At 68.1% G+C, this 11,656-nt stretch carries 11 protein-coding genes; all 11 read left to right on the top strand.

Annotated elements, in window-relative coordinates; genetic code table 11:
- Positions 1-6: 6 nt before the first annotated feature.
- The 11 genes from hypB to AC3RCJ_RS12460 all read left to right on the top strand — a co-directional run bounded on the left by hypB (position 7) and on the right by AC3RCJ_RS12460 (position 11,647).
- Positions 7-897 carry a hydrogenase nickel incorporation protein HypB gene (gene hypB / locus AC3RCJ_RS12410; RefSeq protein WP_492964116.1) on the top strand — a complete coding sequence of 297 codons (891 nt, stop codon included), beginning with the start codon at positions 7-9 and terminating at the stop codon, positions 895-897.
- Entirely contained in the window at positions 894-2,033 is a 1,140-nt protein-coding gene (locus AC3RCJ_RS12415) for a Kae1-like domain-containing protein (RefSeq protein WP_492964115.1), read from the top strand. Before hypB ends, AC3RCJ_RS12415 begins: the two co-directional genes overlap by 4 nt.
- Positions 2,024-2,254, top strand: coding sequence for a HypC/HybG/HupF family hydrogenase formation chaperone (locus tag AC3RCJ_RS12420; protein WP_492964114.1), 231 nt, complete (start codon positions 2,024-2,026; stop codon positions 2,252-2,254). The genes AC3RCJ_RS12415 and AC3RCJ_RS12420 overlap by 10 nt, the downstream gene beginning before the upstream one ends.
- Before the next feature lie 20 nt (positions 2,255-2,274).
- Entirely contained in the window at positions 2,275-3,414 is a 1,140-nt protein-coding gene (gene hypD, locus AC3RCJ_RS12425; protein WP_492964113.1) for a hydrogenase formation protein HypD, read from the top strand.
- Positions 3,411-4,463: a hydrogenase expression/formation protein HypE gene (gene hypE / locus AC3RCJ_RS12430; RefSeq protein ID WP_492964112.1), complete on the top strand. Its 1,053-nt coding sequence runs from the start codon at positions 3,411-3,413 to the stop codon at positions 4,461-4,463. Before hypD ends, hypE begins: the two co-directional genes overlap by 4 nt.
- Before the next feature lie 90 nt (positions 4,464-4,553).
- On the top strand, positions 4,554-6,029 hold the full coding sequence (locus AC3RCJ_RS12435; protein ID WP_492964111.1) for a sigma-54-dependent transcriptional regulator: 1,476 nt from the start codon (positions 4,554-4,556) through the stop codon (positions 6,027-6,029).
- Positions 6,029-7,039 (top strand): NADH-quinone oxidoreductase subunit B family protein, encoded by a 1,011-nt coding sequence (locus AC3RCJ_RS12440; protein WP_492964110.1) that lies wholly within the window; start codon positions 6,029-6,031, stop codon positions 7,037-7,039. Before AC3RCJ_RS12435 ends, AC3RCJ_RS12440 begins: the two co-directional genes overlap by 1 nt.
- Positions 7,040-7,047: 8 nt before the next feature.
- On the top strand, positions 7,048-8,505 hold the full coding sequence (locus tag AC3RCJ_RS12445) for a nickel-dependent hydrogenase large subunit (protein WP_492964123.1): 1,458 nt from the start codon (positions 7,048-7,050) through the stop codon (positions 8,503-8,505).
- Between the two features lie 2 nt (positions 8,506-8,507).
- Positions 8,508-9,875, top strand: a complete 1,368-nt coding sequence (locus tag AC3RCJ_RS12450) for a sensor histidine kinase (RefSeq protein ID WP_492965625.1) — start codon at positions 8,508-8,510, stop codon at positions 9,873-9,875.
- Between the two features lie 222 nt (positions 9,876-10,097).
- Complete coding sequence (locus tag AC3RCJ_RS12455; protein ID WP_492964108.1) at positions 10,098-10,481, top strand: hypothetical protein; 384 nt, start codon at positions 10,098-10,100, stop codon at positions 10,479-10,481.
- Complete coding sequence (locus AC3RCJ_RS12460) at positions 10,478-11,647, top strand: acetyltransferase domain-containing protein (RefSeq protein ID WP_492964107.1); 1,170 nt, start codon at positions 10,478-10,480, stop codon at positions 11,645-11,647. The genes AC3RCJ_RS12455 and AC3RCJ_RS12460 overlap by 4 nt, the downstream gene beginning before the upstream one ends.
- Positions 11,648-11,656 lie beyond the last annotated feature (9 nt).

The following is an 11,656-nucleotide window of genomic DNA, read 5'->3' on the forward strand; positions in this document are numbered from 1 at the left end:
GAAACCATGTGTGTCGTTTGCGGCTGTGCCGCCCCCCGGGAAGTCCGCCATGAAGGCGAAGGCCCCTATCGCGCCGTGCGGCGCCCGCTATTGCAGCGCGGCGGCCACCAGCATTCTCACCATGAGCCGGCCGCGCCCGCGCGCGACAGCCACGTGCGCGTCGATGCGGACAGCGGGGACCTGCATTATGGCGCCGGCGCCGCCTGCGCGTCCGTGCCCGGCATCAGCCAGGCGCGCGCCGTGCGGCTGGAACTGGACGTGCTGGGCGAGAACGCCCGCCATGCGCAGCGCAACCGCGAGCGCTTCGCCAGGCAGAAGGTGCTGGCGCTGAACCTGGTGTCGAGTCCCGGCTCGGGCAAGACGACCCTGCTGTGCGCCACCATCGCCGCCCTGCGCCAGCGCGGCCGTGGCGCGCCGCTGCCGGTGGCGGTGATCGAGGGCGACCAGCAGACCAGCAATGACGCCGAGCGCATCCGCGCCACGGGCGCGCCCGCCATCCAGGTCAACACGGGCAAGGGCTGCCATCTCGATGCGCAGATGGTGGGCGATGCCTGCCAGGGCTTGCCGGGCGTCGATGGCGGCGTGCTGTTCATCGAAAACGTGGGCAATCTTGTGTGTCCGGCCATGTGGGACCTGGGCGAGGCGGCCAAGGTGGCCATCCTGTCGGTGACGGAAGGCGAGGACAAGCCCCTGAAATACCCGGACATGTTTGCCGCCGCCAGCCTGATGATCCTCAATAAGGTCGACCTGCTGCCCTACCTGCAGTTCGACGTGGAGCGTTGCCTGGCCTACGCGCGCAGGGTCAATCCGGCCATCCGCATCATCGAGCTGTCGGCCACCAGCGGCGCCGGCATGGATGCCTGGCTCGACTGGATCGACGGCGCGCGCGCGGCATGAGCATCCTTGCCTGCGGCGCCTGGCTGAAGAACACGGCCTGCCTGCTGCACCGGGACGGCGTGGACTGGAGCGCCCTGCATGGCGACCTGGGCGATCCCGACGCCTGCAGCGCGCTGGCGCACGCCGCGCAGGGCTTGCTGGCGCGGCGCGCCGAGGCTGTCGAGGCGGTGGCGCACGACCTGCATCCCGATTTCTTCAGCAGCCAGCTGGCGCAGGAACTGGCGCGCGAGCTGAAGGTGCCGGCCATCGCCGTGCAGCACCACCATGCGCACATCGGCGCCGTGCTGGCCGAGCACGGCCGCGAGGGGCCGGTACTGGGCCTGGCGCTCGACGGCGTGGGCCTGGGCACGGACGGCGCGGCCTGGGGCGGCGAACTGCTGTGGGTCGATGGCGCCAGCTGGCGCCGCCTGGGGCATTTGCAGCCGCTGGCGCTGCCCGGCGGCGACGTGGCCGCGCGCGAACCGTGGCGCATGGCCGCCGCCGCGCTGCATGCGCTGGGGCGAACGGGCGAAGTCGCAGCGCGGTTCGGCCCTGCCGCCGGCGTGCTGGCCGCGCGCACGGTGCAGGCCATGCTGCAAAAGAATCTGCATTGCCCGCCCAGCAGCGGGGCCGGACGCTGGTTCGACGCTGCCGCGGGCGCACTGGGCGTGAGCGTGCGCCAGCCGTTCGAAGCGCAGGCGGCGATGGCGCTGGAAAGGCTGGCGGCCGATTACCTGGACCAGCATGCCGTACCGCCTTCGGCCGCACTGTATGCGATCGCCGACGACGGCACGCTGGACTTGCGGCCCGTGCTGGCCGCGCTGTTCGAACTGGGGGCCGATGCCCAAGGCATGGGAGCGGCCCTGTTCCACCTGACCCTGGCCGAGGCCCTGGCGCACTGGGCGGGGCAGGCGGCGCGCCGCCATGGCGTGGCCACGGTGGCGCTGGGCGGCGGCTGCTTTTATAACCGCATCGTCACGGCGCGCCTGCGCGCGGCACTGCAGGCGCAAGGACTGCAAGTGCTGTTGCCGCAGTCGGTTTCGTGCGGCGACGCGGGGCTGGCGCTGGGCCAGGCCTGGGTCGCGCGGCGGCAGCTCGATGCCGCGCGCCGCGCCCCCGCAACTCTGGAAAACAAGGAAAAAGCATCATGTGTCTAGCCATTCCCGTGCGTATCGTGGAAGTATTGCCGGGGCAGCAGGCGGTCATCGACCTGTCCGGCCTGCGCAAGGAAATATCGACGGCGCTGCTGGCCGACGTGGCCGTGGGCGACTACGTCATCCTGCACGTGGGCTACGCGATCGGCAAGCTCGATCCGCTGGAGGCCGAGCGCACCCTGGCCATGTTCGGCGAACTGGCGGCGGCGCAGGCCGCTACGTAAACAAAGACTGAGGAAATCGCATGAAATACATCGACGAATACCGCGACGGCGAAGTGGCGCAAAAGATCGCCGCCCGCATCGCGGCCGAAGCCGACCCCTCGCGCAGCTACAGCTTCATGGAGTTTTGCGGCGGCCACACGCACGCCATCTCGCGCTACGGCATCGCGGGACTGCTGCCGGCCGGGCTGCGCATGATCCATGGCCCCGGCTGTCCGGTGTGCGTGCTGCCCATCGGCCGCATCGACCTGGCCCTGTCGCTGGCGCTGGAGCGCGACGTCATCGTCTGCACCTATGGCGACACCATGCGCGTGCCGGCCTCGGGCGGCATGTCGCTGATCAAGGCCAAGGCGCGCGGTGGCGATATCCGGATGGTGTACTCGGCCAGCGACGCGCTGCGCATCGCAGCCGAGAATCCCGCGCGCGAAGTGGTGTTCTTCGCCATCGGCTTCGAGACCACCACGCCGCCCACGGCGCTGGCCATCCGCGCCGCGCAGGAGCGCGGCTTGCGTAATTTCAGCGTGCTGTGCTGCCATGTGCTCACTCCCGCAGCCATCACGCATATCCTGGAGTCACCCGAAGTGCGGCAGTACGGCACGGTGCCCATCGACGGGTTTATCGGCCCGGCGCACGTGAGCATCGTCATCGGTTCCGATCCGTATGTGCAGTTCGCGCGCGAATACCGCAAGCCCGTGGTGATCGCCGGCTTCGAGCCGCTCGACGTGATGCAGGCGATCCTGATGCTGGTGCGCCAGGTGAACGAAGGGCGCAGCGAGGTAGAGAACGAATTCCTGCGCGCCGTGACGGCCGGCGGCAACCTGCACGCGCAGGCGCTGATGGACGAGGTATTCGAACAGCGCGAAAGCTTCGAATGGCGGGGACTGGGCGAGGTGCCGCACAGCGCACTGCGCATCCGCGAGCGCTACGCCGCCTTTGACGCGGAACGGCGCTACGCGCTCGCTTACCAACCGGTGGCCGACAACAAGGCGTGCGAATGCGGCGCCATCCTGCGCGGCGTCAAGCAGCCTGCCGATTGCAAGATCTTCGGCACCGTCTGCACGCCGGAGAACCCGATGGGCTCGTGCATGGTGTCAAGCGAAGGCGCGTGCGCCGCGCATTATTCATATGGACGCTACAGCAACAGCGCGCTGGTGGCGGCATGAGCGGCGCCGTGAAGAAGGGTTACGTGCGTCCGCTGGACTTGCGCCATGGCCGCATCGACATGGGCCACGGCGCAGGAGGGCGCGCCTCGGCGCAACTGGTCGAGGAACTGTTCCTGGCCGCTTTCGACAACCCGTGGCTGCGCCAGGGCAATGACGGCGCGCTGTTCGGCGTGGCGGGCGGACGCATGGTGATGGCCACCGACGCGCATGTCGTCTCGCCGCTGTTTTTCCCCGGCGGCGACATCGGCTGCCTGTCCGTGCACGGTACCATCAACGACGTGGCGATGTCGGGCGCCCAGCCCTTGTTCCTGTCGGCCAGCTTCATCCTGGAAGAAGGCTTTCCCCTGGCGGACCTGAAGCGCATCGTCGACTCGATGGCGCAGGCGTCGCGCCAGGCGGGCGTGCCGATCATCACGGGCGACACCAAGGTCGTCGAGCGCGGCAAGGGCGACGGCGTGTTCATCACCACCACGGGCGTGGGCGTGGTGGCCAGCGGCATCGACATCGCCGGCAGCCATGCGCGGCCGGGCGACGCCATCTTGCTGTCCGGTTCCATCGGCGAGCATGGCGTGGCCATCATGTCGAAACGCGAATCGCTGGACTTCGAGACGGAAATCCGCTCCGATACGGCGGCCCTGCATACGCTGGTGGCGCAGATGCTGGCGGCCGTGCCCGGCGTGCGCGTGCTGCGCGACCCCACGCGCGGCGGCCTGGCCACCACGCTCAACGAGATCGCGCGCCAGTCCGGCGTGGGCATGCTGCTCGATGAAGCGGCCATCCCGGTCGCACCGCAGGTCGACGCCGCCTGCGAGTTCCTGGGCCTGGACCCGCTGTACGTGGCCAACGAGGGCAAGCTGGTGGCGATCTGCGCCGAAGCCGACAGCGCGGCGCTGCTGGCGGCCATGCGCAGCCATCCGCTGGGTGCGCAGGCCGCGCGCATCGGCAGCGTGGCCGCCGACCCGCATGGCTTCGTGCAGATGCGCACGCGCTTCGGCGGGCGCCGCGTCGTGGACTGGCTTTCGGGCGAGCAGTTGCCGCGCATATGCTGACGGCCATTGTGGCGCAGCGCCATTTCTGCCTACAATGACGCCTACGATGATGGCTGCCGCCGTCCTGCCAAGAAAGAAACCCACCGCACCATGAGTATTTTCGACGCCAGCGCCTTGCCGACCATCCTGGTGGTCGATGACGAGATGGGATCGCAGGACGCGATCCGGCGCACCCTGGACGAGGATTTCAATGTGCTGACCGCCGGGTCGGCGGTGGAGGCGCGCGCGCTGATGGAATTGCAATTGCCGGTGGTGATCCTGTGCGACCAGCGCATGCCGGGCATGAGCGGCGTGAGTTTCCTGAAGGAGGTGCGCGAGCGCTGGCCGGAGGTGGTGCGCATCATCATTTCCGGCTACACGGATTCGGAAGACATCATCGCCGGCATCAACGACGCGGGCATTTACCAGTACCTGATGAAGCCGTGGATGCCCGATCACCTGCTCGACTGCGTGCGTGGCGCGGCCGAATCGCGGCGCCTGCAGAACGACATGCATCGCCTTGACATCGAACTGCGCAGCAGTACTTCCGTGCTGCGCCAGCGCAAGACGGAAAAGCAGAACCGCGTGCGCGCCGTCTTCGATTTCGACCGCATCGTGCGCGCCCCGGGCAGCCCCATGGACGGCATCTGCGAGCTGGCGGCCAGGGTGGCCCGTTTCGACCTGTCGGTGCTGGTGCTGGGCGAATCGGGCAGCGGCAAGGAACTGCTGGCGCGCGCCATGCACTACGCCAGCGCCCGTGCCGAGCGCGTCTTCGTGATGGAAAACTGCGGCGCCATTACCGACAGCCTGCTGGAGTCCGAGCTGTTCGGCCACAAGCGGGGCGCGTTTACTGGCGCTTATGAAGACCATGTGGGCATCTTCCAGCGCGCCGACGGCGGCACCGTCTTCCTCGACGAGATAGGCGACACCTCGCCCGCCTTCCAGGTGAAGCTGCTGCGCGTGCTGCAGGAGGGCGAGGTGCGGCCCGTCGGCGCCACGCGCGCCGTTCCCATCAACGTGCGGGTGATTGCCGCCACCCACCGCGACCTGGAGCAGGAAGTGCGGGCCGGGCGCTTTCGCCAGGACCTGTATTACCGCCTGGCCGGCGTGACGCTTACCATGCCGCCCTTGCGCGAGCGGCCAGCCGACGTGCTGCCCATCGCCGAGGCGCTGCTGGCGCAGGGCACGCGCGAGCTGGGCGTGGCGGCGCGCAGCTTTGCGCCCGATGCCATGGCCTGCCTGCTGGCCTATCCTTGGCCGGGGAATATCCGCGAACTGCGCAATGAAATCTACCGCGCCATCGCGCTGGCCTCGTCCGAACGCGAAGAGCTCGGCGCACAGGCCTTTTCCGGCAAAGTGGTGCAGGGGCGGATGGCCGGCGGCGCGGACGGCGCCTGCGCGCCGGGCGTGATGGCGATTCCCCACAGCGGCACGCTGGAGCAGCGGCTGGAAGTGATCGAGGTGGCCATCCTCAAGGAGACCCTGCTGCGGCTGCGCTGGAACAAGACGCATACGGCCAATGAACTGGGATTGTCGCGCGTGGGCTTGCGCAGCAAGATGCTGCGCCTGGGACTGGAGAAACGCTGATGGCTGAGGCGAACGGAAAATTCAATGTGCTGTGGCTGCAATCGGGCGGCTGCGGCGGCTGCACCATGTCGCTGCTGTGCGCCGACACGCCCGATTTCTTCGGTACCCTGGACAGTGCCGGCATCGAGCTGCTGTGGCATCCTTCGCTGTCGCTGGCCAGCGGGCAGGATGCGCTGGACATCCTGCGCGATTGCGCCGAAGGCCGCATCGTCCTGCACGCGCTGTGCGTGGAAGGCTCCATGCTGCGCGGCGCCGACGGACGCTTCCACATGCTGGCCGGCAGCGGCCAGCCCATGATCGCCTGGGTGCGCCAGCTGGCCGCCGTCGCCAGCTACACGCTGGCCGTGGGCAGCTGCGCCGCCTTCGGCGGCATCACGGCAGGAGGCATCAATCCCACCGATGCCTGCGGCCTGCAGTACGAGGGCGAACAGCCCGGCGGCCTGCTGGGCGCCGCCTACCGTTCGCGCGCCGGCTTGCCCGTGATTAACGTGGCCGGCTGCCCGACGCACCCGAACTGGGTCATGGAAACCCTGATGGCGCTGGCCGCCGGCCTGTTCGACGGCGCTTCGCTCGACGCGCTGGGACGGCCCCGCTTCTATGCCGACCACCTGGTGCATCACGGCTGCACGCGCAATGAATTTTATGAATTCAAGGCCAGCGCCGAGCAGCCGTCGGACCTGGGCTGCATGATGGAACACATGGGTTGCAAGGGCACGCAGGTGCATGCCGACTGCAACACGCGCCTGTGGAACGGCGAAGGCTCGTGCACGCGCGGCGGCTATGCCTGCATCGCCTGCACCGAGCCGGGTTTCGAGGAACCCGGCCATGCCTTCCAGACGACGCCGAAGATTGCCGGCATCCCCGTCGGCCTGCCGACCGACATGCCCAAGGCCTGGTTCGTGGCGCTGGCCTCGCTGTCCAAGTCGGCCACGCCCAGGCGCGTGCGCGACAATGCCGTGGCCGACCACCTGGTGCGCCTGCCGGCCATCCGCAAGCGGGGCCAGAAGTGAGCCAGCCCGTGAGCCGCCTGATCGTCGGGCCGTTCAACCGTGTCGAGGGCGACCTGGAGGTGCGCCTCGACGTGGAAGACGGCACGGTGCGCAGCGCGCACGTCAACTCCACCATGTACCGCGGCTTCGAGCAGATCCTGCAGGGCAAGCCCGCTTTTGACGCGCTGGTGTACGTGCCACGCATTTGCGGCATCTGTTCCGTGTCGCAGTCGGTGGCCGCGGCCCGCGCGTTGGGCGACCTGATGGGCGCGCATGCGCCACCGAATGGCCAGCGGGTGATCAACATCATGCAGGCGACGGAAAACCTGGCCGACCACCTCAGTCATTTCTATTTGTTCTTCATGCCCGACTTCGCGCGCGCCGGGTATGCGCACCAGCCCTGGCACGGCGCCGTGCACGAGCGCTTTGCCGCGCAGGCGGGCCGCCACGCACGAATGGCGCTGGCCGCGCGCCAGCGTTGGTTCACCTTGCTGGGCACCCTGGGCGGCAAGTGGCCGCACACGCAATCGATCGAACCGGGCGGCTCGTCGCGCGCGCTCGAAGCGGGGGAGCGTATCCGGCTGCTGGCGCGCATCCGCGAATTTCGCGCCTTCCTCGAGCAGACGCTGTTTGCCGCGCCGCTCGAAGCCGTGGCCGCCATCGACAGCGAGGCAGCCTTGCGTGCCTGGCATGCGCAGGATGCACCCGAGGCGGGAGACTTGCGCCTGTTCCTTACCATTGCCTGGAACAACAGGCTGGAACATATGGGGCCGGGGCCGGGACTGTACATGTCGAACGGCGCCTATCCTGCGCCGGATGGCGCTTTCCTGTTCGCGCGCGGCCTGTGGCAGGCCGGCAAGGGGGCCGCGCCGCTGGACACGGGCGCCATCGGCGAAGACGCCACGCATGCCTGGCTCAGCGACGCGGGCGGACCGCGCCACCCGGCGCAGGGACTGACCTTGCCGCAGCCGGACAAGGCGGGCGCCTACACCTGGAACAAGGCGCCGCGCCTGGCCGGCAAAGTGCTGGAAACGGGCGCGCTGGCGCGCCAGCTGGTCGACGGCCATCCGCTGATACGCGACGCGGCAGGCCGTTGCGGCGGCAGCGTCTATACGCGCGTGCTGGCGCGCCTGCTGGAGCTTGCGCTGGTGGTGCCGGCGATGGAGCGCTGGGTGCGTGAACTCGATAACGGTGCGCCATACTTTTCGCACGCCGAACTACCGCCCGAAGGCGAAGGCATGGGCTTGACGGAGGCGGCGCGCGGCAGCCTGGGACACTGGGTCAGCATCCGCAAGGGACGCATCAGCAATTTCCAGATCGTCGCGCCCACTTCCTGGAATTTTTCGCCGCGCGATGCGCACGGCGTTCCCGGCGCGCTGGAAGCGGCCCTGGTGGGCGCGCCCGTGCTGGCTGGCGAGACGACGCCGGTGGCGGTGCAGCACATCGTGCGTTCGTTCGACCCGTGCATGGTCTGCACGGTTCATTGAACATGACGCGGCGCCCCCGTCCGCCGGCCATGCCGGATCCGCTGCCCGGAATGACGGGAGCGGGAGATGCCATGGAGGCGGGCTGGATCGATGTGATCCAGAAGATGGATGAGGTGTATTCGCAGCTGGTGCAGGACGAGATCGCGCTGGAGGAAAAAAACCAGGAGCTGGAAAGCTCGCAGCAGTTCATTCTCAGCGTGATGTCGTCGATGTCCGACGTGCTGGTCGCCTGCGGACGCGATGGCGCCATCGAGGAAAGCAATGCGGCCCTGCGCGAGCTGGCCGGCCTGTCCGAGCCGCAGCTGCGGGGCACCTCCGTGTATGCGCTGCTGGCAGACGAGGATAGCGCGGAGCGGCTGCGCGCGGTGCTCGGGCGCGGCGAAGCCGGTTCCAGTTCCAGCGTGGCGCTGGAACTGAGTCTGCAGGACAGGCGCCAGGGCCAGCCATCGCGCGCCATGCCGGTGGACGTCAATTGCACCGCGCGCCGCGATGGCGCCGGGCGCACCGTGGGCCATGTGCTGGTGGGCCGCCCCATGGGCGAGCTGAAACAGGCTTACCGCGAATTGAGCGACACGCATGAAGCGCTGAAGCGCATGCAGCAGCAACTGCTGCACGCGGAAAAACTCGCTTCGCTGGGCCGCCTGGTGGCCGGCGTCGCGCATGAACTGAATAATCCGATCAGTTTCGTGCTGGGCAATGTGCATGCCTTGCAGCGCTACAGCGGGCGCCTGACGCAGTACCTGGATGCCGTGCACGGCGGCGCGGACTCTGCGCAGCTGGCGCAGCTGCGGCGCCAGCTGCGCATCGATCCCATCCTGGCGGACCTGCCTTCGCTGATGGCGGGCACGCTGGAGGGCGCGCAGCGCACCACGGAAATCGTCAATGGCCTCAAGCGCTTTTCCGCCGTCGACCGCGACGAGCGCGTGGCGGTGGATCTGAACGGCGTGATCGAACGCGCCGTGCACTGGATAGGCAAGGGCGCCGCCCCCGGCTTCCAGGTACATTGGACGCCACAGCCGATCACGGTGATGGGCAATGGCGGCAAGCTGCTGCAGGTCTTCATGAACCTGATCCAGAATGCCAGCGATGCGGCGCTGGCCGGCGCCGCCGCGCCGCCGCAGATGTGGATCAGCGCCGCCTGCGACGCGCAGGAGGTGACGCTGGAATTGCGCGACAACGGCAGCGGCATCGCGCCGGCGCAGCTGCCGCACGTCTTCGATCCTTTCTTCACGACCAAGCCCGTGGGCAAGGGCACGGGCCTGGGGCTGTCGATCAGCTATGGCATCGTCGAGCAGCATGGCGGCAGCCTGACGGCGGGCAACCACCCCGACGGCGGGGCGTGCTTCATGCTGCGCCTGCCCTTGCGCTGAACGGCGCCTGCCGTGCGGCGGCCATGCCGGCGGACGAGATCTGCATTTTTCATCAACTGGCGCGCGCGTGCGGCCGCCGCCGCGCCCCCGGCCGGCACGCGCGGTGTCCATGGGCGACAAGTACAGGGCTGGTGAGTTGCGCGGGTAAAGAGCCCTTTAGTGAGAATCAATTATCATTTATAATGCAATTGATCTGCATTTTCATTGATTGCCAGAAATCCCATGCCCTTCTTTTTTTCACGCCCGGCAGCGCTGTTGCCGGCGGCCGCCAGTCCCCTGGCGCTGGCGAGCGATGCCGCCCCTGGGATGTCGCCAACGCACGATATCGTGACCGTCAGCGGCATCGCCAGGCACAGTCCGCCGGACGGCCTGTGGGACAGCCATGCCCTGCGCGGCGTCACGGGCGCCCCGAAATGCGGCTCCGACCACCTGCTCAATGGCTGCAGCTCCAGCCGCGGCGACAATGGCATGCGCCACGCGGGCCATACGCAGAATGTCGAAGTGCTGACAGGCCCGGCCACGGCGCTGTACGGCCGGCTGGGTGCCGTGCCCGTGCCGCGCTTCCCGGGCGCGCCAACGAACCACCAACATAGACCTGGCAAATGACTGTTTCCGCCCCCCTGGCTTCTTCCGCCACCCTGCGCACCCGCATCGCCGTCATCGACGTACTGCGCGGCCTCGTCATGCTGATCATGCTGTTCGACCATGTGCGCGAAACCGTGTTTTTACATCACCAGGTCAGCGACCCGATGGATGTGGCCAGCGTCGATCCGGCCCTGTTCTTCACGCGCCTGGCGGCCCACGTCTGCGCGCCCATGTTCGTCTTTTTGACGGGCCTGTCGGCCTGGCTGTACGCGCATCCGGCCGCCGGACCGCGCAGCGCGGCCGGCTTCCTGTTCAAGCGGGGCTTGCTGCTGGTGGTGCTGGAACTGGTGTTCGTCAATTTCGCGTGGAGCGGGACCTTTCCGCCGGCCGTGCTGTATTTGCAGGTGATCTGGGTCATCGGCCTGGCCATGATGGCGCTGGCCGTGCTGCACAAGCTGCCCTTGAAGGTGCTGCTCGTGCTCGGTGTGGCGATTATCGCGGGCCAGCATTTGCTCACAGGCTTGCGCGCGGAACCGGGCAGCCTTGGCTATTACGCGCTGACGGTGCTGCTGCAACGCGGTTACCTGGTGGCGGACGGCGCCATGCAGGTCAAGGTCAGCTATCCGTTGCTGCCGTGGATAGGCGTGATCGTGCTCGGCTATGCGGCCGGGCCCCTGTATGCGCGCAGCCGTTCACCGGATGGACGGCGTCGCCTGTTGCTGGCGCTGGGCGCGGGCGGCTTGCTGCTCCTGGTCGTCTTGCGCGGCTTCAATTTATATGGCGAAACCTTGCCGTGGGTAGCGGGCGAGACAACCGTGCGCACGCTCATGAGCGTGCTGAACTTCACCAAGTATCCGCCGTCGCTGGACTTTTTGCTGTTCACCCTGGGCTTGGGCTTGCTGGGCCTGGCCTGGCTGGAAAGCATCGACAATGGGTTCACGCGGGCCTGCGCCACCTTTGGCGGCGCGCCCATGTTTTACTACTTGCTGCATTTATACCTGCTGCTGGCCATCGGCCTGGCCCTGACGGCCGTGCTGGGCGCCAACCACGGCGCCCGCTATGGCGTCGAGCACATCTGGCAAGTCTGGCTGCTGGCCTTGCTGCTGATGCCCGTGCTGTACTTTCCCTGCCGCGCGTTTGCCAACTACAAGCGCACCTCGCAGCAGGCGTGGGTACGTTATTTCTGAGTCAAGCCT

This window comes from Janthinobacterium sp. GW822-FHT07H11, assembly GCF_058798615.1.

Excerpts from the sequence above, each read along its gene's own strand:
- AC3RCJ_RS12420 (WP_492964114.1), top strand. The coding sequence starts at position 2,024 with ATGTGTCTAGCCATTCCCGTGCGTATCGTGGAAGTATTGCCGGGGCAG.
- AC3RCJ_RS12435 (WP_492964111.1), top strand. The coding sequence starts at position 4,554 with ATGAGTATTTTCGACGCCAGCGCCTTGCCGACCATCCTGGTGGTCGAT.
- hypD (WP_492964113.1), top strand. The coding sequence starts at position 2,275 with ATGAAATACATCGACGAATACCGCGACGGCGAAGTGGCGCAAAAGATC.
- AC3RCJ_RS12450 (WP_492965625.1), top strand. The coding sequence starts at position 8,508 with ATGACGCGGCGCCCCCGTCCGCCGGCCATGCCGGATCCGCTGCCCGGA.
- AC3RCJ_RS12455 (WP_492964108.1), top strand. The coding sequence starts at position 10,098 with ATGCCCTTCTTTTTTTCACGCCCGGCAGCGCTGTTGCCGGCGGCCGCC.
- hypE (WP_492964112.1), top strand. The coding sequence starts at position 3,411 with ATGAGCGGCGCCGTGAAGAAGGGTTACGTGCGTCCGCTGGACTTGCGC.
- AC3RCJ_RS12415 (WP_492964115.1), top strand. The coding sequence starts at position 894 with ATGAGCATCCTTGCCTGCGGCGCCTGGCTGAAGAACACGGCCTGCCTG.
- hypB (WP_492964116.1), top strand. The coding sequence starts at position 7 with ATGTGTGTCGTTTGCGGCTGTGCCGCCCCCCGGGAAGTCCGCCATGAA.
- AC3RCJ_RS12440 (WP_492964110.1), top strand. The coding sequence starts at position 6,029 with ATGGCTGAGGCGAACGGAAAATTCAATGTGCTGTGGCTGCAATCGGGC.
- AC3RCJ_RS12460 (WP_492964107.1), top strand. The coding sequence starts at position 10,478 with ATGACTGTTTCCGCCCCCCTGGCTTCTTCCGCCACCCTGCGCACCCGC.